A 22,289-nucleotide genomic window follows, 5' to 3' on the forward strand; every position below is an offset into this window, starting at 1 on the left:
TTGTTTTGCAGCGTCCCCAGCATCTGATGGGCCGCTTCGCGCAAGACCGGCAGGTGTTTTTCTTTGAAGAGCAGATCCCTACAGACCATCATCTCGCCTATCTGGAAATCCACCCTTTTGAAGGCACGACAGTCAAATCGGTTCGCCCGCGCATTCCGCATTGGTGGTCCGAGGCGGAGCGTGAAACCGCGCTCGGCAAGCTCCTGGACGAACTGCTGGCGCTGAATGACGCGATACGTCCGATCCTGTGGTTCTACACGCCGGTCATGTACAGTTTTGCGCGCCATGTGGATGCGTCGGCTATCGTTTATGATTGCATGGACGAACTGGCGAATTTCAAATTCGCACCACCCCGGCTGAAGGAAACGGAGGCGGCGCTGATTGCCCGCGCCGATGTGGTGTTTACCGGCGGTCACAGCCTCTACGAGGTGAAGGCTCATCTGCATGACAATATCCATCCATTCCCTTCGAGTGTGGATGTCAGCCATTTCCGCACGGCGCGGGACGAAAGTGTTGAGCCATCCGATCAGAAGGCGATCCCTGGGCTGAAGCTTGGTTATTACGGTGTCATCGACGAACGTCTGGATCTCGTCTTGCTGGCTGCCGTGGCCAAGGCGCGGCCGAACCTGTCCTTTATTTTCATTGGCCCGGTCGTGAAGATCGCCCCGGAAGATCTGCCGAAGGCTGCCAATATCCATTATCTCGGGCAAAAGCATTACAGCGAATTGCCGGCCTATCTTTCAGGATGGGATGCGGCCTTGATGCCGTTTGCCCTGAACGAAGCGACGAAGTTCATCAGCCCGACCAAGACGCCGGAATATCTGGCCGCAGGGCGCCCGGTGGTCAGCACGCGAGTGACGGACGTCGTTCGCCATTATGGTGATCTGGAAGGTGTCTTTCTGGCGGATGAGCCTGAAAGTTTTGCCGCCGCCTGCGACGAGGCGCTTGCCCTGAAAAAGGCAGGTGACGCATGGCTGACACCGGTCGATGAGATGCTTTCGGGTTCGTCCTGGGATCAGACGTTCTCGGCCATGAGTGTCCTGGTGGAAGAGGCCGTGACAAGGAGGCTGTCTCCCGTGAAATCGCCCAGAAAGAGCCGTCCACATGGGTCAGGAAAAACTAATCCGTCCAATTATGACTACCTGATTGTTGGCGCGGGTTTTGCGGGTTCTGTTCTGGCTGAGCGGCTGGCCTCCGATGGCGGAAAGCGTGTGCTTGTCTGTGACCGCCGTCCGCATATTGCCGGCAATGCCTACGATGTCCAAAACGAAGACGGCATCCTCATCCACCAGTATGGGCCTCACATCTTCCACACCAACAGCGAGGATGTTTTCAACTATCTCTCCCGGTTCACCGCCTGGAGACCCTACGAACATCGGGTCCTTGCCGATGTCGATGGTCTGCGTTTGCCTGTGCCGATCAACGTGACGACCCTAAACGGGCTTTATGGCCTTGATCTGCACAACGAAGCGGAGGCGGCGCGCTTTTTGGCCGGGCGCGCCGAGCCGTGCGATCCGATCGTCACGTCGAAGGATGTGGTCGTGTCGCAGGTCGGCAGTGATTTGTACCGGACCTTTTTCGAAGGCTATACCCGCAAGCAATGGGGACTTGATCCCTCGCAGCTCGACAAATCGGTGACCGCGCGCGTTCCAACGCGCACAAATGCCGACGACCGGTATTTTCTGGATAATTTCCAGGCGATGCCGCTTCATGGTTATACCAAGATGTTCGAAAACATGCTCGATCATGACAATATCACCGTCATGACCTCAACGGAATATGCGGATATCCGCCGCGATTATCAGGTGGGCCACACGATCTTTACCGGCCCGATCGACGAATATTTCGACTACCGCTTTGGCCGTTTGCCGTATCGCAGTCTCAAATTCCAGCACGAGACGCATGACACGCGGCGTCTGCTTCCCGTTGGTGTCGTCAACTATCCCTCGGAGTCGGTTCCCTATACGCGGATCACCGAATACAAGCACCTGACCGGGCAGATCCATCCGAAAACCAGCATTTCCTATGAGTTCGCCTGCGCAGACGGAGATCCCTATTACCCCATTCCACGGCCGGAAAACCAGGCGCTTTACAAGCAGTATGAGGCGCTGGCGCGTGAGCATAGCGATGTGACGTTTGTCGGACGGCTTGGCACCTACAAATATTACAATATGGATCAGGTGGTCGGCCAGGCCTTGGCCACATACAGGCGCATGACCAAGGCCGATGCGGGCGATGTCGTTACTGCCCGTGCGCAATGACCAGGCGAAGTCATCGGATTGTCCTTGCGACCGATAGTCTCGATCCATCGGGCATGGGCGAACATATGCTGACGCTTGGACGGTCGCTCCAGCCACAGTTCGACGTCACGCTCGCAGCCTATGGCGACATGGAACTTTTGGCAAAAGCGGCAACTTGCGGGCTCGCGGTGAAGGCCATCGGCGATATCGGCGCGTTCGAGCTTTGGTTGCGCTCGTCCAGCGTTGCTTTGCTTCATGTCCATGCGGGTATCGGCTGGGAGGGGCACGCGATCGCAAACGCCGGTTCGGCCTGCACTATTCCCGTCATCCGCACGGAGCATCTGCCCTATCTTTTGACTGACACCGAGCAGCGGGAACAATATGCGCGGGAAAGCGAGGCGCTGTCTCATCACATTGCGGTCTCGGAATCGTCCCGCGCAAGCTTTCAAGAAAACGGCGTTGACGGCCAGCGGATAACGGTGGTGCGCAATGGTATTTTCGCGCTTCCGGAAGCCCGGTCTGCCAAAGCGGAGCTTGGCCTTGCAGGAAAGACGGTTCTTTTGACCGTGGCGCGGTTTTCCAAGCAAAAAGATCACGCGTCGCTGATCAGGGCGCTGCCTGCGGTTTTAGCTGCCGATCCATCTGTCGTCCTGTTGCTGGTCGGCAAGGGTGAGGAGATGCAAGCGGTGCAGGCGCTGGTCGAAGATCTGTCGCTGTGCACGAATGTCCGGTTTCTGGGGCGCCGCACAGATATCGCAGAACTGATGGCCAGCGCCGACCTGTTCGTGCTGCCCTCGCAATTCGAGGGCCTGCCGCTCGCAGTGCTTGAGGCGATGTCGCTGGGACTGCCCGTTGTCGCAACCCGGATCGGCGGCACTGTCGAGGCGCTTGGAACCGGCCATCCCTTCCTTGCGGAAGCTGCCAATCCTCAGTCTCTCTCAGGCGTTCTGATTGAGGCACTCGGAAATCGATCTGAGGCAAAAGCGTCAGGGCAAGCCGGCCGCGAACGGTTCCACGCCGAATTTTCAGCACAGCGCATGGCGGATGAAACCGCCTCCGTCTACCGCCGCTTTCTCTCAGAACAGGCATTTGATGCACAAGGACATGCTTTCATGAACAAGACACGTATCGGCTTCATCGGCGTCGGTGGTATTGCCCACCGGCATCTTGATATTCTCGCCGGTTTCGAAGATGTAACACTGGCCGCCTTTGCCGACCCGGATTTCGACCGCGCCACGCAGGCCGCGTCGCGGTTCGGCGCCAAGGCTTTCGACAGCCACAGAGCGATGCTGGACCAGGAAACGCTGGATGCCGTCTATATCTGCATTCCACCCTTTGCCCATGGCGAGGCCGAGCGCGATCTAATTGCGAGGGGTATCCCGTTCTTCGTCGAAAAGCCGATCACGCTCGATATCGGGCTGGCGGAAGAATTGTCAGCGGCAGTTGAGGCCGCCGGGCTCATCACAGGTGTGGGCTATCACTGGCGCTATCTCGATACTGTTGAGGAGGCACGCCGGCTTCTTGCCGATAATCCGGCGCAGCTTCTGTCCGGCTATTGGCTGGATCAAACGCCGCCGCCGCAATGGTGGTGGAAGCAGGATCGTTCGGGCGGCCAGATGGTCGAGCAGACGACGCATATCGTCGATCTCGCCCGTTATCTTGTTGGAGAGGTCACGGAAGTCTATGGCCGTACCGGCTTCAAGGAACGGCCGGAATTTCCCGGCCTCGACGTACCCGCCGTCACCACCGCGAGCCTCACCTTTCAATCGGGCGTCATTGCCAATATTTCCTCGACATGCCTGCTTGGCTGGAGCCACAAGATAGGCCTGAATATCTTCGCCGACCGCCTGGCAATCGAACTGACGGATCATGATATCATGGTCGACGTGGGCGCCGGCAGGCCGGTCCGGCAGGCCGAGGGTGATCCGGTCTGGCGGGAAGACCGCGATTTTGTTGATGCGGTACGCGGTGGCGATAATCATATCCGCTGCACCTATGCGGATGCGCTGGCAACGCACCGGCTTGCGCTTGCGGTCGCATCCTCGGCACGCAGCGGCGAGCCGGTCGGCGTTGAGGCGCCGGCTCTTCACCGCAATGCAATGGCACCACTCCAGCATCAGCCCCGCATGGAGGCGCCGCAAGGCCTTGCGCCCGGCCATCGGCATATCCGCTCGCTCGGGATCGAGAGCCCCGGAAAAGCATATCACTTCGAGTATGAGGAGGGGCCGCCCGCAGACGGCCATGTCCGGCTGGACACGCTTTACACCGGTTTTTCCGCCGGAACCGAACTCACCTTCATTAAGAACACCAATCCTTATTTTCACTCCCGTTTTGACGGTGGCCGTGGCGTGTTCATCGAAAATGAGCCCGACCTTCGTTACCCGGTTCCGTTCCTGGGTTATATGGAGGTGGCCCGCGTCTCTGAAAGCAAAGCTTTCGGCTTTCAACAGGGCGATGTCGTTGCCACGACCTATGCGCACAAGACCGGCCACACCGCCGATCCGTTCCACGACGTGCTGATCCCCATGCCTGCCGATATCGATCCCGTTCTCGGCGTCTTCGTGGCGCAGATGGGACCGATTGCGGCCAATGGCATCCTGCATGCCGACGCGGATGCCCTCGGGAACAATGTCTTTGCGCTTGGCGCGGGGATTGCCGGGCGCCGGGTGGTGGTTCTGGGGGCCGGCACGGTGGGCTTGATGACGGCGTTGTTTGCGCAGAAACTCGGAGCGTCTGACGTCGTCATTGCCGACCCCTCGGAATTCCGGCGCGGCAAGGCGCAGGCCATGGGTCTGACGGCGATGAACGAGGAGGAGATCTGGCAGCATGCGAAGGCACGCTGGCACAATGGAGGCAACGATCGCGGCGCCGATATCGTCTTCCAGACGCGCGCGCAGTCCCGAAGCCTGCATGTGGCGCTGAAAGCGTTGCGGCCGCAGGGCACGGTGATCGACCTGGCCTTCTATCAGGATGGTGCCGATGCGTTGCGGCTTGGCGAGGAATTCCATCATAACGGCCTGAACATTCGCTGCGCTCAAATCAACCGCGTTCCGCGCGGACTGTCCCCGCTTTGGGACAGGCGCAGGCTTGCCGGCGAGACCGTGCAACTGATGAAAAGCCACGGCGCATTGATCCACGAGCATATGATCACCCATATCGTCCCCTTTGAGGATGGGCCGAAATTCCTCGCCGATCTGGTGGAAAACCGGCCGGAATTCCTGCAAATCGTTTTCAAGGTCCATGAATGAGCCCGCTCGAACCGCCGGTCCGTATCCTCTTCGTGTTCGCATGGCTGGTCGTGGGAGGGGAGGAAACCGAAGTCCGGCTTCTCGCCCGCAATCTCGACCGCGCGCACTACAAGCTCGATGTCGTCGCATGTTTCCGCAGGCCCAATATGCCGGAGCAGACGCATGAGCAACTGACGGCACTCGGTGTCGATGTCGATACGACACCTTACGAACTGTCGTTTCAGGACACGGTCGGCTATCTGGCACAGAAGATTCCGGGGTACGATATCGTGATCTCGTGCCAGAATGTTGCGGACATATATCCGGCGCTGGAGCGTCTTCATCTGAGGCCGCCTTTGATCGAGCATGGCGGCCTGGTGTCGGAGGCCTTGGCGGGGCCGAAGCATTTTACCAGCCGTTATGTCGGCGTCTGCCGGTCCATACGCGATGCCGCCGCATCTATGATGCCGGGCCGTGAAGACGATGCGATCGAGATTCCGTCCATGGTGGACCTCGCGGAATTCGATCCGTCTCAGCGAAGTGCCGTGCGCGCATCACTCGGCGTCACGGACAGCAACGTTTTGATCGGCTGGGTCGGCCGTCTGGACCCCAAGAAAAATGTCGAGGATTTCATCGAAGCGGCTGCGATCGTGTATGCCACAGACGCTTCTGCGCGGTTCGTGGTCGTTGGCGGGCCGGATGCCTTCATGCCGGATTATGCCATCCGGTTGACATCCCTGGTGGCCGCCCGCGGACTGGCTGGCGTCCTCACCTTCCTCGGAGACCGGAAGGATATTCCAGCGCTGCTGTCGGCTTTAGATATTTTCACCTGGCTGTCAAAAGGCGAGGGCATGCCCCATGTGATCGCAGAGGCGGGCGCGGCCGCCTTGCCGGTCATCGCCACGCCGGATAATGGCGCCCTGCAGCAGATCGAGGATGGGGTGTCCGGGCTGTTCGTTCCCTATGGTGACCCGGCTTCCGTCGCCACGACGATGAAGAGGCTGATCGCTTCAAGCGAATTGCGCGCAAGTCTTGGTAAAGCCTTGCGGCTAAAGGTCGAAACCCACTATAGCGTCGCCGCCGTGGTCCCCCAGTGGGAAGATCTCATACGGCAGGTCCTGGCAGAAAAGATGGCAGCACAGCCGACGGGACTGTTCCAATCCTTTCTGCAAGGCGGCTTCGAATGTTCCACGCACCGGTTGCGGGCGCATGAGGGTGAAACGGCCGGAAAACGCCTGGATGTCATTGCGGCGACCGGACACGATGTTCACGCGGCAAACGACTATTCGCAACTTGCCCGGCACGAAATCCGCACGGTGCGGGATGGATTGCGCTGGCATCTGATCGAAACCGTTCCCGGACAATACGACTGGTCGAGTTTTCTGCCGATGCTCAAGGCGTCGAACGATACCGGCACCCAGGTGATCTGGGACCTGCTGCACTATGGCTGGCCGGATGACATCGACATCTGGTCGCCGGATTTTGTTGCGCGTTTCGCCCGCTTTGCCCGTGCCGCAGCAAGCATCGTCAGGCAGGAAAGCGGCGCGGTTCCTTTCTATTCGCCTGTCAATGAAATCTCCTTCTTCTCCTGGGGTGGTGGCGATGCCGGCTATCTCAATCCTTTTGCGAACGGGCGCGGTTTTGAGCTGAAAATCCAGCTGGCGCGCGCGTCCATCGCGGCGATGGACGCCATTCTCACTGTCGATCCGCGTGCCCGCTTTGTCCATTGCGATCCGGTGATCAACGTCGTCCCCGAGCCGTCCCGCCCTTGGGAACGGCGGGTGGCGGAAGGTCATCGTCAGTCGCAGTTTCAAGGCTGGGACCTGATCGCCGGCCGGATGTGGCCGCAGATCGGCGGTGCGGAAAAATACCTCGATATTGTCGGCGTCAACTACTACCACAACAACCAGTGGATTCACGGCGGGCCGCCGATCGACATGGATCACCCGCTCTATAAACCGCTGCGCACGATCCTGACCGAAACCTATGCGCGCTATGGAAAACCGATGTTTATCGCAGAAACGGGCATCGAGGCGGAGCGCCGAGAGAGCTGGATTGCCTATGTCCATGCCGAGGTTCAGGCCGCTTTGCGCAACGGTGTGCCGATCGAAGGCATTTGCCTCTATCCCATCGTCAATCATCCCGGTTGGGACGACGACAGGGCTTGTGAGAACGGCCTCCTATCGATGCGGATTGAGGGGGCAGAGCGGCAGGAATACGAGCCGCTTGCGAGGACACTGCGCAGTCTTCGGCGCTAAAAGGGTTGTGAGTGGCCGAATTCGGCGGCTTCCTGCCGCCGGATCGCACTGAGGCAAGCATGCCGTTCGTGTTGGCTCAGTCCGCCGGGTTGAACAGCGTGGTTTTTCCTCGCTGGGCGACGGATCGCCGGCTGCGGGCACCGGGCCGTGATGTAAACATCCGCAGCGAATGGAACATGAAAAATTCAGCGGCGGCGGGCGGCGATACCTGAGCTGAAGGGCCGGAAAACGGCATATTTGCCCTTGATCCGATCATGATGCCACCGTCGATGGCCAATGGAAATTCGTTCAAAACGGTCTTCTGGAAAGGGGTGATTAACCTTTATTTTCTATTGAAATGGGGTGTGCCCATTGCGCGTGAATTTTGAGTGAGCAGGTCCCTATGCGTCTTTCCCGAACCAATTTTTCGAACGGCTTTGATCATACAGGGGATCGGCCTGCAGACCCGGAAAATCATCTGGGAAAAGCGGAGCGCCGCATCTATGGCGCTCCCGCCGATGTAAAGAGCGAGGAAGGCCCATATGAGGCCGATACCGACGCGATGGCTGAGATCGAGGGGCGGGGGGATGCGCCCGTCTGGCAGAGCGCGTTCGTGCTTGGACCCAACGTCCGCTTCACCCGGACCCCGGAAAGTGTCTATTCTAAGCGCCCCGCCGGCGAGATCCGCAAGGAAGCCGAAGAGCCGAACCAGCCTGTGCAGGATGTTGCCATCATAACCGTCCCCGCAGTGGTCGAACCGATAGAAACGGTCGTCGTTACTGCGCAGCCTGTCCCGGTCGAGCCTGTGCCTGAAGAGAAGCCTGCCGTATCCGGTATTCAATTGCTGTCCTATCGTCTCAGGCAGGAACTGGAAGCGTCGCGCCTGGCTGCGAACGAACATGCTGAGCCCGCCGATCTCGATCTCGCCTGTTTTCCGGCCGAGCAGGAAGCCGTGGCCGCAGATGTGCTGGAACCGGTGACAAGGCAGGCCAGTTCCTTCCTGCATGTGTCGGATGAAGTGTTCTGGAACACATTGGATATGGATGCCGACATCAATATTCTGGCGCCGGTCATGCATTGGCAGCCCCCAGAGGTTCATTCCGCCGCCGGTTCGGTGACGGCGCTCTACCGCGAAATCGGCGTGAAGGCGGCAGGCCGTTATGTTGCGGCGCCCAATGTTGCGGTACCTGTCGTGAGCAGCCCCGCGCCCGTCGAAACGACGCCGCCCATCGTTGAAGAGATCCGACCGGTTGTGGCAGAGCTCGCCGAGCCGGTTGAACCTGTGCGCATTGCCAAGCCAGCCGTGGCGGTGTCCAGACCGATCCGCGCGGTGCGGCCCGATACGTTCGTGGCCATTCCCGAAATGACCTCGGATGCTGGGGCCGGCGAATATATTTTCCCTCCGGTGACGCTCCTGCAGGAACCATCCGTCCAGCAGACTGCTGTTATCACACAGGAAGCGCTGGAACAGAGCGCCGGCCTGCTCGAAAGCGTGCTCGAGGATTTTGGCGTGCGCGGCGAGATCATCGATGTCCGCCCGGGGCCTGTTGTGACCCTGTACGAATTCGAACCGGCGCCGGGCGTCAAGTCGTCGCGCGTCATCGGCCTGTCCGACGATATCGCCCGCTCGATGTCGGCGCTTTCGGCCCGTGTCGCCGTCGTGCCAGGCCGCAATGTCATCGGCATCGAACTGCCGAACCCGGTGCGCGAGACGGTGTATTTCCGCGAACTGATCGAGTCTGAAAACTACGGCGAGACGCGTTTCAAGCTGGCCCTTTGCCTTGGCAAGACGATCGGCGGCGAGCCCGTTGTCGCGGAACTGGCAAAGATGCCGCATCTTCTGGTCGCCGGCACCACGGGCTCGGGCAAGTCGGTGGCGATCAACACGATGATCCTGTCCTTGCTCTACCGGCTGAAGCCGGAGGAATGCCGCCTGATCATGGTGGACCCGAAGATGCTGGAATTGTCGGTCTATGACGGCATCCCGCATCTTCTGACACCTGTGGTGACGGACCCGAAAAAGGCGGTGATGGCGCTGAAATGGGCCGTGCGCGAAATGGAGGACCGCTACCGCAAGATGTCGCGGCTCGGCGTGCGCAATATCGACGGCTACAATGCACGCGCTGCGATGGCGCGCGCCAAGGGCGAAACGATCCTGTGCAGCGTGCAGACCGGATTTGACCGCTCGACCGGCGAGCCGATCTTCGAACAGGAGGAAATGGATCTCGCGCCCATGCCCTATATCGTCGTCATCGTCGATGAGATGGCCGACCTGATGATGGTTGCGGGCAAGGAGATCGAAGGGGCTATCCAGCGTCTGGCGCAGATGGCGCGTGCCGCCGGCATCCACCTGATCATGGCGACACAACGCCCCTCGGTCGATGTCATCACCGGCACGATCAAGGCAAACTTCCCGACCCGTATCTCCTTCCAGGTGACCTCGAAGATCGACAGCCGCACCATCCTGGGCGAGCAGGGCGCCGAGCATCTCTTGGGACAGGGCGATATGCTGCACATGGTCGGCGGCGGGCGGATTGCCCGTGTCCACGGCCCCTTCGTTTCCGACGAGGAAGTCGAAAAGGTCGTCGCACATCTGAAAACGCAAGGGCGCCCGGAATATCTTGGCACGGTCACAGAAGATGCCGAGGACATCGACGGGCCGGCCGAAGACGACGCTGCCGTTTTCGACAAGGGCGCAATGGCGGAAGAGGACGGCAACGACCTCTATGACAAGGCGGTCAAGGTCGTCTTGCGTGACAAAAAGTGCTCGACATCCTATATCCAGCGCCGCCTGCAGATCGGCTATAACAGAGCAGCCTCGCTGGTCGAGCGGATGGAGCGCGAAGGGCTGGTCGGCTCGGCAAACCATGTCGGCAAGCGCTCGATCCTATCGGCAGGCCGCGAAGTCGCCGAAATGCCAACTGGCGACGAGGAATAAAAGGGGCTGCCGGACTGCGGCCGGATGGGCGCAGTCCGTGGTTTCAAGCTGACGATTTGGAGTTGGCGACGGAGCCGCTGCCCGCGACGTTGGGCTTTGATGGACGATCAGATATTGTCCCAATTTCGCTAGATAAGATCAGCTAGGGCCTGTGCTGCCGAGGTAAGGGGCATTGCTGTCACATTGTCTTTGAGCGGAAAGTTCCCGGTTCCGGGATAGATCACGATGCGCTTCTCGGGATCAATATCTTCGCACGCGAGGTAGAACCCCTTTTCCAATTTGGGGGCCAGACTGCGCTTGATTTCGATAGCCCAAGGCCTGCGGCCTGGAGGGGTGAGAAGCAGGTCGATCTCGGCACCGGCTGCGGTTCTGTAGAAGTTGCTTTGTGTGCCGGGCGGCGCTGCCGCTATCAGTGTTTCTATAACAAACCCCTCCCAGCTTGCTCCGGCAACGGGATGGCTGAGCAGGTCTTCCTGGGTGACAAGTCCGAGGAGCGTGTGGGCTATTCCGCTATCGCGAACATAGATGCGTGGTGATTTAACAAGACGCTTGCCGAGATTTGAATGCCAGGGCTCGAGCCTGCGCACGAGCAAGATATCCACGAGAAGATCGAGATAGGACGCCACAGTCTTGCCATCGACACCGAGTGCACGCGCAAAATCCGCAGCATTGAGGAGGCCTGACTGGTGGTGGGCGAGCATCGTCCAGAAACGGCGCAGTGTTTCAGCGGGAATGCGTGGCCCAAGCAGCGGTATATCCCGTTCAAGATAGGTCCTGATAAAATCCTGACGCCATCTCTGGCTGACGCGGTCGTTTGGTGCAAGAAAGCTGTCGGGAAAGCCGCCACGAACCCAAAGCGTATTTAGCGCAGCGGCTGGCACTTCCATGGCATCGATGGGGTTCATCTCTAGATAAGCAATCCGGCCCGCGAGGGTTTCTCCCGATTGTTTGAGCAATTCTATCGAAGCCGAGCCGAGAAGGAGGAAGCGTCCCGTTCTGTTTCCTTCACGTCTGCCGCTATCTATCAAGCCGCGCAGGTTCTGGAAGAGGTTGGGAAGCCGGTGGACTTCATCAAGTATGATGAGTTTATCGCTATGCTGCGCCAAATAAAGTTCTGGTTCGCCCAGTTTCGCGCGGTCTGCATCCGATTCAAGATCCAGATAGAGCGATGGGCGGGTTTTTCCGATTTCAAGGGCAAGGGTTGTTTTGCCAACTTGACGCGGCCCAATGAGCGCGACAGCCGGGGTGCTATCGATCAGGTCTTTCAGCTCTGCAGCAATCCGACGCTCAATCATCCTTGCATTTATGGAATTTGACTCCATAAATGCAAGGTAAAAAAATACCTTACGGCCGAATCCATCTGCACTGGATTGGAATAATTCGCTCTCCAAGCGTAAATCGCCGAGCCACAGGCGATCATAACCCCTTGTTAGGACTTTGTTGACCATAATCATCGCTGGAAACCCTTTTGATACGGGCTTTCCAAGCCGATTGTGTGGTTCATTTTTGGGCGGGTTTTGTTGTGTCAGCGTGTGTAACGGACAAGAGTTCAGCCGGATATTTGGCCAATCAAGCGGCCGGAATATTTTCCAACATGCTACGTTGCGTCACGCGGCTCATCATGACCATGCTTTTTGCCGTTCCCGCGCTCTTGGGCTCTGCGGCGGCCGCCGCTGCAGAGGACCGTGCGCTCAAACTTTACTTCACCCATACGGGCGAAAAAGCGACGATCACCTTCAAACGCAATGGCAGGTTTGATCCGAAGGGAATGGAAAAGATCAACCGGTTGCTGCGGGACTGGCGGCGCAACGAGCCCGCCCGGATGGACCCGCGGCTGCTTGATCTGGTGTGGGAAGTGTATGATCGTAGCGGTGCCAGCGACTATATCCACATCGTGTCCGCCTACCGGTCGCCAGCGACCAACAATATGCTGCGCTCGCGCTCACGCAGCACGGGCGTTGCCAAGAACAGCCAGCATACACTTGGAAAGGCGATGGATTTCTTTATCCCCGGCGTGAAGCTTTCGACATTGCGCGCTGTTGCCATGCAGATGCAGGGCGGTGGAGTGGGATATTATCCTACGTCCGGGTCTCCCTTTGTCCATCTCGATGTCGGCAATGTCCGTGCCTGGCCGCGCATGTCGCGAAAGGAACTTGCCCGCATATTCCCGAACGGGCGAACGATGCATCTTGCCGCCGATGGCAGCTCACTGCCGGGCTATGCCCAGGCTGTCGCAGACCGCCGCAAACGCTCCGGTTCCGCCACTGTCGCCAGCGCGCGCCGAGCCACGGACGCAAAAACGCCTGCGACAGCGCAGGGCCTGGAGAACAATAGCGGTGGCCTGGTCACGGCGCTTTATTCCGCGCCGCGCAGCAAAGCTTTGGATGCTCTTGCTACGCAGACGGCCCCCGGTGGCCAGGTTGAAAAGCCATCCTTTGCCGATCTTTCCTCTTACGCCGTCCCCATTCCGATGATCCGGCCGATGCTGAAGCCGGTGATTGCCGCTCGGACTGCCGGTTCGTTGGACACGATAGAAACGGCGTCGATCGGGCCGATTACAGCGCTGACTGCGCCGGAAACGCCCAAGATACAATCAGGTTTCGTCGGATTTGAGCCGTTTGCAACGGCGCATGCCACCTTGAAGACCCGCATGGAAACACTCGCCTCCCTGCCGATCACCGTATCCTGGAAGCGGGAAGCAGATTTCGGCGCGATCTCCGGCACGTCATTGATGCGGTGGGCGCTGCATTCTCCCGGTGATGTCATCGGCATGAGAGCCCCGCGCGTTTCCAGGCAAACGCTCCAGGTCTTGCCAGCCTCATGGCGCGCAATTCCCGATCGTGCACTGTAGAGATTTGGTCTCTGCCAGTTGGGCTATGGATTGCTGATATCGATCAGCAGCCTTCAACATCTTTGGGTGCGGCACGCCGCTAGCGTGAGATTATCGTCCATCGCGGTGATAGGGCGTTTTGGGCCGTCTATCTTTGATCGAAGCGGACTCATCCGTTGCCGGTGACAACAGTGACTAATATTCAAGGACATTTTCATATTGCCTTATCCTCTCCAGGGGGATAGGTTTTTCGCATGAGTGAAGAATCCCACGAACACACGCATGATAGCCACCCCGAGATCATCAAGCGGCTCAAGCGGGCCCAAGGCCACTTGAAAAGCGTGATCGCCATGATCGAGGGCGGGCGCCCCTGCCTCGACATTGCCCAGCAGCTTCATGCCGTTGAAAAGGCGATCACCAATGCCAAACGGACGTTGATCCAGGATCACCTCGATCATTGCCTCGAAGACACCGTCGGCTCGCTCGGCCGCGAACAAAGGCAGACGATGGCCGAGTTCAAGACCATCACCAAATATCTTTAAGCACGGCCCAATATGAGCGCGGCCCTTTTTCTGCGGGCCGGAAGCGGGTGACCGGCGCCCGAAATTCCGCCGCCGCACCGCACCGACAACCGAAACTGGGGTGACCTGATGCTCGCCGTCCTGAGAAACCGCACCTACCGTCATCTCTTTCTCGCGCAGGTGATTGCGCTGCTCGGCACGGGTCTGGCAACCGTCGCGCTAGGCCTGCAGGCGTTCGAACTTGCAGAAGGGAACGCAGGCGCGGTGCTCGGTACGGCGCTGGCAATCAAGATGATCGCCTATGTCGTCGTCGCCCCCATCGCCACGGCGTTCACCGAACAGCTGCCACGGCGCGCAATGCTGGTTTCGCTGGATCTCGTGCGCGCTGCCGTGGCGCTTTGTCTTCCGTTCATCACCGGCGTCTGGCAGGCCTATCTCCTGATCTTTGTGCTTCAGGCCGCCTCGGCCGCCTTCACGCCGACATTCCAGGCAACCATTCCCGATGTTCTTCCGGATGAAGACGACTACACAAACGCACTGTCGCTGTCGCGGCTGGCTTATGATCTGGAGAAGGTCGGAAGTCCGCTCCTCGCCGCCGCCCTTCTGGCGCTGATGAGCTACCATAATCTTTATCTGGGAACCGTCATCGGTTTCCTCGCATCGGCGAGCCTTGTTGTCTCGGTCCTCCTGCCCAGTCCAAAGCCCGCCCAGCCGCGCAGTATCTACGATAGAACCACGCGCGGCATCCGGCTTTACCTGACCGTCCCGCGCCTTAGGGGCCTGTTCGCGCTGAACCTTGCGGTTGCCGCTGGCGGTTCGATGGTCTTTGTCAATACGGTGGTTCTGGTCCAAAGCGCGCTGGGGCTTGGCGAGCGTTATACGGCCGTTGCGCTTGCCACATTCGGCCTTGGATCGATGCTTGCAGCTTTGTCTCTTCCCCGCCTTTTGAAAAAGATCGACGATCGCCCGGTCATGCTTGCCGGAACGGTGGTCCTTGTTGCCGCTCTCGTCGCCGGGATGTTCACCGCCTCCTATATTGGCCTGATCCTCGTCTGGGCGGTGATCGGCATCGGTTATTCTCTCGTCTTGACGCCGTCGGGGAGAATCTTGCGGCGTTCCTCTTCGCCGGAAGACCGGCCGGCTTTGTTTGCGGCCCAGTTTGCGCTCTCACACGGATGCTGGCTGATAACCTATCCGCTGGCAGGATGGCTCGGCGCGACGGCTGGCATCACCGCAACCTATATTGTTCTGGCGGTGATCACGGCGCTCGGAGCGTTTGCCGCCAGTGTCCTTTGGCCGGCAGATGACGATGACAAACGCCATGTTCATGTCGATCTCGATCCCGGCGGTTCTCAAGCCGTGGGCCGGAACCCGGCACCGCGCGAACGCTGATCAACCGCTGGAATGCTCCATCTACTCGCTTCTGGGGTTCCGCTGGCTATTCAGACCCAGCCAGCATCATCCCAACCAACGGACGTGACCCCTAAAATCTAGTGCAGATTTGCAACGCCTCTGCGCATTTCACAACTGCATTTCAAGTTTTAGATAAATCATACCATTGCCGGACGCATCGAATGTGGCAAGAAAAGGGCAGGCTTTGAGTGGGGATTCAACCTAATGAAATTTATAATGAAAGTAAGAATATTCCAATATGCGCTCATGGCAATGATGCTCAGTGCATCGCTGGTGCGTGCCAATGATCTGGTTGCAAGTTCTGCCGATGGCAGCTTCTGGCTCTCCGGTGGCGCAGGCGTCATGAACATTGAATCGCGCGAATATGTTTATCTCGGCAACGACAAAGCAAGCCAGCTCGATTGGGACGCAGACGGCGTTGTTCTCTACACCGCACAAGCTGGCGCCGATCTTGGTAACAACTGGCATATCAAGGGCAAGATTGATCTTGGTTTTGACGGGGATGGCCACATGGTCGACTATGACTGGGTGCCGGGTTTCGCCGTTGACCAGACCAAGAACGGCTGGAGCGACCGCTCCATTCATCCCGATACGCGTCTTGACTATTATTTCAGCGGCACGGTGGAAATCGGCCGGACCATCTTTGCCGACGACCGCAGCAATCTCAGCGTCGGTGGCGGGTTCCAGTACACCAAGTTGCGCTGGAAAGCCTTTGGCGGCTCCTACATCTACAGTGACGGCGGTTTCCGCAATGACATTGGCGACCTGCCGGATGGCGTCAACGGCATCTCCTACGAACAGAAGGTGCCGACCCTCTTTCTGGGGTTTGACGGCTCGACGCGTTTCGACCGCCTGACCCTGTCCGGTGGCGTGAAGGGCGGCATGACGCTTGGCATCGACGATCAGGACGATCACTGGCTGACCGGCACCCGATTTTTCGGAGACATGAAGGCCGCGCCGGTCCTCAAGCTTAATGCAGCCGTCGATTATCAATTGACCGACAGGGCATCGATCTATCTCGCTGGAAATTTCGAGAATGTCTTCCGCAAGAAGGGCGATCTGAACTCGACCGACACGGCAACCGGGACGGAGGTCCTCTACAGAAACGCCGCCGGCGCCTCCCTCAAGACGATGTCGCTCCAGGTTGGTCTTCGTGGCCACTTTTAATCTCTGAAGCGCAATGCGACGGTGAAGCCGCCAGCGATGGTGGCCTCGCCGGGCAAATCCGACGCCAGAAGCAGGTCTCTTGGCGAAAGCTTCCGGTGTGCCGCCTTAGGGGGGATGATGAGCCCTTCACTATGTCGAGGAGTATCCGATGAGCGAAGCCTTCGGGTTCATGTTTGCCTTTTACGGCCTGCTGCTCGGTCTGGCCGTTGCCGAGGTCGCGGGCGGGTTTTCGCGCGCCTATGACGAACGCCATACCCGCAGGCTGGGGGTCGTCGCGCCCCTATTTGGCATCCTGCTTCTCGTTGATCTCATTACCTTCTGGATGAATGCCTGGGCCTATCGGGAACTGGCCGAGGTCAGCTATCTCGTCGCCTACGCTGTTGCCGTGGTCGCGCTGCTTTACTATTTCGCAGCCACGCAAGTCTTTCCGAAGGCCGCAGAGACAGCAACCCTCGACGACCATATCATGAGCCACCGGCGCGAAGTTGCCTTCTGCGTGCTCGCCAGCAACCTGCTGACGCAGATTCCACCGGCAATATCCGCATTCACAACGCCGTGGCCACCCTCCAGCATCGCGCTTTGGGCGGGCCTGAACCTGACCTACTACGTCCTCCTGAGCTTAGCCGCATTGGCAAAGAGCAAAAAGACCGTCGGCATCGCGGTCGCCGCCGCCATCCTGCTTGTTACCGGGGCGACGGCACTGTTTGCCTGACGGCACTGCAAAGCGCTTCTGGAGCGGTTGCCGCACGAACCTGGATACCCCTAAAATGCTGCGGTAGCTGGAGACCGCGAAAAGAGGGCAGTGATCGCAATCCCGCCAAAACACCCTGATCCATAATCATATGCATATGAAATCCCGCTTGATATTTCATTTTACATTACCATTCTGCGTGACAAACTGCGGCCAACTGTAGTTTCAGTCATTTGTGCCGGTTCTTCGGGAGCATGCCGGTCATTCAGGGAGGAGAATTATGAAGCGGGCCATCATCGCCGCGTTTGCGGCCATTATCATGGGCAGCGCTGCCTATGCCGATACGATCAAGATCGGTGTTGTCGGACCATTCTCCGGACCGTTCGCGTTGCAAGGCAGGAACTTCAAGGCCGGTATCGACGCCTATATCGCACTGCACGGCGCGGCGATCGGCGACGATACGGTCGAGATCGTCTACCGCGACCTGCCTGCTGCTGATCCCGCCCAATCCAAGGCTTTGGCGCAGGAACTGGTGGTCAAGGAAAAGGTCCAATATCTCGCCGGGTTCTACTTTACCCCCGATGCGATGGCCGTCACGCCGATCCTTCAACAGGCCAATGTTCCGCTGATTGTCATGAATGCCGCGACATCGGCAATCGTGACGAAGAGCCCGCTGGTGGTTCGCACCTCCTTCACAACCTGGCAGACCTCGCTGCCGATCGCCAAGGTCGCGCATGATGCCGGTGTTGCCAAGGTCATCTCCATCGTCAGCGATTACGGACCAGGTGTCGACGCCGAGAACGCGTTCAAGTCCGGTTTCGAGAAAGAGGGCGGATCCGTCGTCGAGGCGATCCGCATCCCGCTCTCCACCAATGACTTCAGCCCGATCATGCAGCGCATCAAGGATTCCGGCGCGCAGGGTGTTTTCGCCTTCCTGCCGTCCGGGCCGACCACGCTTGGTTTCGTCAAGGCCTATAATGAAAACGGCCTGAAGGCAGCCGGTATCAAGTTCCTGGCGCCGGGTGACCTGACGCAGGAATCCGATCTGCCGGCGCTGGGAGACGCTGCGTTGGGCATCCAGACGACGTTCCACTACGCGGTCTCGCACGATTCCCCTGAAAACAAGGCATTTGTCGAGGCGGCCTCCAAGGCGATCGGTAATCCGGCCGAGCTTTCCTTCCCGGCGGTCGGCGCCTTCGATGGCATGAATGTCATCTACAAGATGATCGAGGCGACCGGTGGCGAACAGGACGCGCAGAAAGCCGTCGACGCGGTGAAGGGCCTGTCCTGGATCAGCCCGCGCGGCCCAGTGTCCATCGATCCGGAATCGCGCCATATCACGCAGAACATCTATCTGCGCGAAGTCACCAAGGCGGATGACGGCTCCTACTACAACAAGGAGATCCAGACCTTCGAAAAACAGGGCGACCCCGGCCTGGCAGCCGTCAAGTAGCCGGTCAGGGCTATATCCGACCGGCGCCGCAGGATACCTAGACGCTGGTGGATTGCCAGGATTTTGCGATACGGGAGAGGGGGCCTTCCCGTCTCCCGTCAATAATCAAGTGGAAGTTGCGCAATGCAAACAGTCTTCAGTATAGCCATCGACGCTGTCGCCTATGGCATGGTGCTCTTCGTCATTTCGATCGGGCTTTCCGTCACCATGGGGCTGATGCGCGTGGTCAATCTGGCCCATGGTGCCTTTGCCATGATCGGCGGTTACATCGCCTCCTATGCGGCGCAAAATCTTGGATTGGGCTATGCAGCCGCCGTTCTTCTCGCCGTCGCCGGCACCGTGATCATTTCAATCCCGATCGAACGGCTGCTCTACCGGCGGATTTATGGCGCGCCGGAATTGACGCAGGTCCTGATGACCATCGGCATTACCTTCTGCATCATCGGCATCGCCAATTATGTCTTCGGCCCGACCTTGAAGACGATCCCGCTGCCGGCGGCGCTGCAGGGATCGGCCGATCTCGGTTTCAGATCGATCGCCGTGCATCGCCTGTTTGCCATCATCTGCGGGCTTGCGGTGGCTGGTGCACTCTGGTTTGCCATCGAGAAAACCGCCTTTGGCGTCAAGTTGCGCGCCTCCGTCGACAATGCCTCCATGGCTGCGGCGCTGGGCGTGCGCACGGAAATCATCTACGCGGTCAGTTTTGCTGTGGCGGTCGGCCTTGCGGCTTTTGGCGGGGTCATTGGTGCTGAGCTCTTGCCGGTCGAACCCTATTATGCGCTGCGTTACATGGTCACCTTCCTGGTCGTCGTTTCCGTTGGCGGCGCGGGGTCCATCCCCGGCGCGCTTCTTGCCTGCCTGGTTCTCGGCGGTATCGATACGACCGGGCGCTATCTCATGCCGGAATTCGGCGAATTTTTCTTCTACCTCGCGGTTATCGCCATCATCTGCATTTTCCCGCGTGGCCTTGCCGGACGGGCACGCTAGGATGACGCTCATCATGAACTCTGACACCGCCGACACCCGGCAAAGCCGCACTTTCGGCCGCGATCTGATCGGCATCGGTGCCATCACGGCGGTTGCTGTCGTTGGTTACCTCCTGTTTCCCGATAATCTGGCGCTTTTGACCCGGATCATCGCCATCGCGCTTCTGGTCCTGTCGCTCGATCTCGTCACCGGCTATTGCGGCGTGGCAACCCTTGGCCATGCCGCCCTGTTCGGCTCCGGCGCCTATGCCGCAGGCATTGCCGCCGCACATTTCAGCATCACCGACCCGCTGCTAATGACGCTTGCCGGCATTGTCGGCGGCGCCATCGCCGGACTGATCTGCGGCGTCATCATCCTGCGGGCCCATGGGTTGCCGCAGCTGGTCCTGTCGATTTCGCTGATCTATCTCTTCCATGAATTTGCCAACAAGGCGTCATCCTGGACGGGCGGCAGCGACGGCCTGTCGGGAATTTCCCCTGATCCGCTGTTCGGCCGGTTCGAATTCGATCTCTGGGGACAGACCGCCTATATATTCGGCGTTGTTCTGTTGCTTGCCGTCTTTGTCCTGTTGCGTTTTCTGGTGCGTTCGCCCTTCGGCATGCTGTGCCGGGGTATCAAGGAGGATCCGCTGCGCATCATGGCCATGGGTGCGTCGCCGAAAATCGCCTTGATCAAGATGTATGTCATCTCCGGCGCCGTTGCCGGCGTCGGTGGGGCGTTGAATGCAATCTCCACGCAGGTCGTCGGCCTCGACAGTTTATCCTTTACCCAATCCGCCGAATCCCTGGTCATGCTGGTTTTCGGCGGCACCGGCTCGCTGTTTGGAGCGCTGACGGGCACCGTCGTCTTCATGCTGTTTGAGGATTATGTTTCGGCGGCCAATCCGTTCCACTGGCTGACCATGGTGGGCGCCCTTTTGATCGCGGTGGTCCTGTTTGCACCCAAGGGCCTTTACGGCACGGCATTCGCCTCGATCGCCCGCCGCCTGGAGAAACGCTGATGAGCGCGGTTTTCGACGTTTTCAATCTGAACAAGGCGTTCAGTGGCCTTACCGTGACCAACGATGTCTCTTTGTCGATGGCGCCGGGCGACCGGGTGGCGCTGATCGGTCCCAATGGGGCCGGCAAGACCACATTCGTCAATCTCGTCACCGGCAATCTGCGGCCCGATTCCGGCGAGGTCCGGCTCAACGGCGAAACCGTGACGAAAATCGATGCGATCGGCCGCGTCCGGCGCGGGCTGGTGCGCTCTTTTCAGGTGACGCGGCTGTTTCAGGAGATGACGCCAGCCGAGCATGTGGCGCTGGCTATCCTGCAACGGGATGGACGCACCGGCAAGATGTTCGGCAATTTCCTGTCCATGCCCGATGTCATGGACGAGGCGAGCGTGCTCCTGACAAAACTCGGCCTGATCGACCTGATGCACCGCAAGGTGAGCGAGATTGCTTATGGCCAGCAGCGCCTGCTCGAAATCGCCATGGCGCTGGCGCTCAAACCGAAAGTGCTGCTCTTGGACGAGCCCGCCGCCGGCGTGCCCCAAAGCGATACCGGCCGCATTGAACAGGCCCTTGCCGACCTGCCGGCCGATCTTGCGGTGCTGATGATCGAGCATGACATGGATCTGGTCTTCCGTTTTGCCAAGCGGGTCATCGTCCTGGCCGCAGGCACGATCATATTCGACGGTTCTCCAGCCGATGTCACCAAGGATGCCGCCGTGCGCGAAGCCTATCTCGGGAGCTATGCCAATGCCAGCCACGCCGCTTGACGTCGAAAACCTGTCGGCGGGTTATGGCCCGACCCGGGTTCTGGAAAACGTCTCCTTTTCGGTTGCGGCAGGGCAACGGTTGGCGGTGCTGGGCCGCAACGGCATGGGCAAGACGACGCTGCTTGCAACGCTGGCTGGACAGACGAAACGCTATGACGGGCGCATCCGTCTTGGCGAAGCCGATGTTACCGGCATTTCCAGCGCGCTGCGCGCCCGCACGGGGCTCGGATATGTGCCGCAAACCCGCTGCATCTTTCCGACGCTGACGGTTGAGGAAAACCTGTTCGTCGGCCTGAAGGACCGGCCGAAAAGCGATCTTCAGGAAGCTTATGCGATGTTTCCGCGTCTTTTCGAGCGCAAGGGAAATCTTGGGTCCCAGCTTTCCGGCGGCGAGCAGCAGATGCTGTCCACGGCGCGCACCATTCTTGGCCGCCCCACCGTCCTTCTGCTCGATGAGCCGCTTGAAGGGCTCGCGCCGGTGATCTGCGAAGAGCTGATGAAAGCATTCTCCGAACTTGCAAGCACCGGCAACATGACCATCGTCCTTGTGGAGCAACGCATCCAGAGCGCTCTTGATTTCGCCGATCAGGTGATCGTGCTCGAACGCGGCAGGGTAGCCTGGAGCGGCACGCCGCAGGCGCTGGCTGCCGATCATGATGCGGTCGACCGGCTGCTCGGTGTGGGCGGGTTGCACTGACCTGAAGCCAACTGATTTCCTGTCAGTGTTCACTTGCCAGGGGCTTCGCATAACCGCTGACTTTTTATTTTTTAAGCGGTGGAACAATCCTCACTTTCGTGCATTCTCGCGTCAGGTCGATTTC

The 22,289-nt window shown here is 59.3% G+C and carries 16 protein-coding genes; 15 read left to right on the forward strand and 1 reads right to left on the reverse strand.

All coding sequences use genetic code 11. The annotated features are described in order from the left end of the window. Nucleotides 1-26: 26 nt before the first annotated feature. The 5 genes from glf (at nucleotide 27) to ASD32_RS03725 (ending at nucleotide 10,642) form a co-directional block, all read left to right on the forward strand. Nucleotides 27-2,261, forward strand: a complete 2,235-nt coding sequence (glf, locus tag ASD32_RS03705) for a UDP-galactopyranose mutase (RefSeq protein WP_244490103.1) — start codon at nucleotides 27-29, stop codon at nucleotides 2,259-2,261. Further along, nucleotides 2,258-5,488, forward strand: coding sequence for a glycosyltransferase (locus tag ASD32_RS03710; RefSeq protein WP_060636558.1), 3,231 nt, complete (start codon nucleotides 2,258-2,260; stop codon nucleotides 5,486-5,488). The genes glf and ASD32_RS03710 overlap by 4 nt, the downstream gene beginning before the upstream one ends. Further along, nucleotides 5,485-7,725 carry a glycosyltransferase family 4 protein gene (locus ASD32_RS03715; protein WP_060636559.1) on the forward strand — a complete coding sequence of 747 codons (2,241 nt, stop codon included), beginning with the start codon at nucleotides 5,485-5,487 and terminating at the stop codon, nucleotides 7,723-7,725. The genes ASD32_RS03710 and ASD32_RS03715 overlap by 4 nt, the downstream gene beginning before the upstream one ends. Before the next feature lie 11 nt (nucleotides 7,726-7,736). Then, the gene (locus tag ASD32_RS03720) at nucleotides 7,737-7,937 is read left to right on the forward strand and encodes a hypothetical protein (RefSeq protein WP_060636560.1); all 201 of its coding nucleotides are present in this window, start codon (nucleotides 7,737-7,739) and stop codon (nucleotides 7,935-7,937) included. Between the two features lie 329 nt (nucleotides 7,938-8,266). Beyond that, nucleotides 8,267-10,642, forward strand: coding sequence for a DNA translocase FtsK (locus ASD32_RS03725; RefSeq protein WP_244490104.1), 2,376 nt, complete (start codon nucleotides 8,267-8,269; stop codon nucleotides 10,640-10,642). Nucleotides 10,643-10,770: 128 nt separating this feature from the next. Here the strand turns inward: ASD32_RS03725 and ASD32_RS03730 are convergent, their stop codons facing one another. After that, nucleotides 10,771-11,937 carry an ATP-binding protein gene (locus tag ASD32_RS03730; RefSeq protein ID WP_060636886.1) on the reverse strand — a complete coding sequence of 389 codons (1,167 nt, stop codon included), beginning with the start codon at nucleotides 11,935-11,937 and terminating at the stop codon, nucleotides 10,771-10,773. A gap of 326 nt (nucleotides 11,938-12,263) precedes the next feature. On the opposite strand from ASD32_RS03730, the gene ASD32_RS03735 reads away from it, so the two are divergent. The 10 genes from ASD32_RS03735 to ASD32_RS03780 all read left to right on the forward strand — a co-directional run bounded on the left by ASD32_RS03735 (nucleotide 12,264) and on the right by ASD32_RS03780 (nucleotide 22,165). After that, entirely contained in the window at nucleotides 12,264-13,493 is a 1,230-nt protein-coding gene (locus ASD32_RS03735; protein ID WP_244490095.1) for a DUF882 domain-containing protein, read from the forward strand. A 233-nt stretch (nucleotides 13,494-13,726) separates the two neighbouring features. Next, a complete protein-coding gene (locus tag ASD32_RS03740; RefSeq protein ID WP_060636563.1) occupies nucleotides 13,727-14,014 on the forward strand; it encodes a metal-sensing transcriptional repressor in 288 nt (95 codons plus the stop codon). A 108-nt stretch (nucleotides 14,015-14,122) separates the two neighbouring features. Next, nucleotides 14,123-15,385, forward strand: coding sequence for an MFS transporter (locus ASD32_RS03745; RefSeq protein ID WP_060636564.1), 1,263 nt, complete (start codon nucleotides 14,123-14,125; stop codon nucleotides 15,383-15,385). A gap of 237 nt (nucleotides 15,386-15,622) precedes the next feature. Then, nucleotides 15,623-16,573, forward strand: a complete 951-nt coding sequence (locus ASD32_RS03750; protein WP_162252635.1) for an omptin family outer membrane protease — start codon at nucleotides 15,623-15,625, stop codon at nucleotides 16,571-16,573. Nucleotides 16,574-16,721: 148 nt separating this feature from the next. Continuing rightward, nucleotides 16,722-17,285, forward strand: coding sequence for a hypothetical protein (locus ASD32_RS03755; RefSeq protein ID WP_060636566.1), 564 nt, complete (start codon nucleotides 16,722-16,724; stop codon nucleotides 17,283-17,285). Between the two features lie 259 nt (nucleotides 17,286-17,544). Continuing rightward, nucleotides 17,545-18,717, forward strand: a complete 1,173-nt coding sequence (locus tag ASD32_RS03760; protein WP_060636567.1) for an ABC transporter substrate-binding protein — start codon at nucleotides 17,545-17,547, stop codon at nucleotides 18,715-18,717. A gap of 123 nt (nucleotides 18,718-18,840) precedes the next feature. After that, on the forward strand, nucleotides 18,841-19,704 hold the full coding sequence (locus ASD32_RS03765) for a branched-chain amino acid ABC transporter permease (protein WP_060636568.1): 864 nt from the start codon (nucleotides 18,841-18,843) through the stop codon (nucleotides 19,702-19,704). A gap of 1 nt (nucleotide 19,705) precedes the next feature. Next, nucleotides 19,706-20,704 carry a branched-chain amino acid ABC transporter permease gene (locus tag ASD32_RS03770; protein ID WP_060636569.1) on the forward strand — a complete coding sequence of 333 codons (999 nt, stop codon included), beginning with the start codon at nucleotides 19,706-19,708 and terminating at the stop codon, nucleotides 20,702-20,704. Continuing rightward, entirely contained in the window at nucleotides 20,704-21,468 is a 765-nt protein-coding gene (locus ASD32_RS03775; RefSeq protein ID WP_060636570.1) for an ABC transporter ATP-binding protein, read from the forward strand. The genes ASD32_RS03770 and ASD32_RS03775 overlap by 1 nt, the downstream gene beginning before the upstream one ends. Next, the gene (locus ASD32_RS03780) at nucleotides 21,449-22,165 is read left to right on the forward strand and encodes an ABC transporter ATP-binding protein (protein ID WP_060636571.1); all 717 of its coding nucleotides are present in this window, start codon (nucleotides 21,449-21,451) and stop codon (nucleotides 22,163-22,165) included. Before ASD32_RS03775 ends, ASD32_RS03780 begins: the two co-directional genes overlap by 20 nt. Nucleotides 22,166-22,289 lie beyond the last annotated feature (124 nt).

It is taken from the genome of Rhizobium sp. Root483D2, from assembly GCF_001426685.1.
GTDB classification, from domain to species: domain Bacteria; phylum Pseudomonadota; class Alphaproteobacteria; order Rhizobiales; family Rhizobiaceae; genus Pararhizobium; species Pararhizobium qamdonense.

Coding starts and splice junctions, on each gene's coding strand:
- glf (WP_244490103.1), top strand. CDS start 27: ATGGGCCGCTTCGCGCAAGACCGGCAGGTGTTTTTCTTTGAAGAGCAG.
- ASD32_RS03710 (WP_060636558.1), top strand. CDS start 2,258: ATGACCAGGCGAAGTCATCGGATTGTCCTTGCGACCGATAGTCTCGAT.
- ASD32_RS03715 (WP_060636559.1), top strand. CDS start 5,485: ATGAGCCCGCTCGAACCGCCGGTCCGTATCCTCTTCGTGTTCGCATGG.
- ASD32_RS03725 (WP_244490104.1), top strand. CDS start 8,267: ATGGCTGAGATCGAGGGGCGGGGGGATGCGCCCGTCTGGCAGAGCGCG.
- ASD32_RS03730 (WP_060636886.1), bottom strand. CDS start 11,937: ATGATTGAGCGTCGGATTGCTGCAGAGCTGAAAGACCTGATCGATAGC.
- ASD32_RS03735 (WP_244490095.1), top strand. CDS start 12,264: ATGACCATGCTTTTTGCCGTTCCCGCGCTCTTGGGCTCTGCGGCGGCC.
- ASD32_RS03740 (WP_060636563.1), top strand. CDS start 13,727: ATGAGTGAAGAATCCCACGAACACACGCATGATAGCCACCCCGAGATC.
- ASD32_RS03745 (WP_060636564.1), top strand. CDS start 14,123: ATGCTCGCCGTCCTGAGAAACCGCACCTACCGTCATCTCTTTCTCGCG.
- ASD32_RS03750 (WP_162252635.1), top strand. CDS start 15,623: ATGAAAGTAAGAATATTCCAATATGCGCTCATGGCAATGATGCTCAGT.
- ASD32_RS03755 (WP_060636566.1), top strand. CDS start 16,722: ATGAGCGAAGCCTTCGGGTTCATGTTTGCCTTTTACGGCCTGCTGCTC.
- ASD32_RS03760 (WP_060636567.1), top strand. CDS start 17,545: ATGAAGCGGGCCATCATCGCCGCGTTTGCGGCCATTATCATGGGCAGC.
- ASD32_RS03765 (WP_060636568.1), top strand. CDS start 18,841: ATGCAAACAGTCTTCAGTATAGCCATCGACGCTGTCGCCTATGGCATG.
- ASD32_RS03770 (WP_060636569.1), top strand. CDS start 19,706: ATGACGCTCATCATGAACTCTGACACCGCCGACACCCGGCAAAGCCGC.
- ASD32_RS03775 (WP_060636570.1), top strand. CDS start 20,704: ATGAGCGCGGTTTTCGACGTTTTCAATCTGAACAAGGCGTTCAGTGGC.
- ASD32_RS03780 (WP_060636571.1), top strand. CDS start 21,449: ATGCCAGCCACGCCGCTTGACGTCGAAAACCTGTCGGCGGGTTATGGC.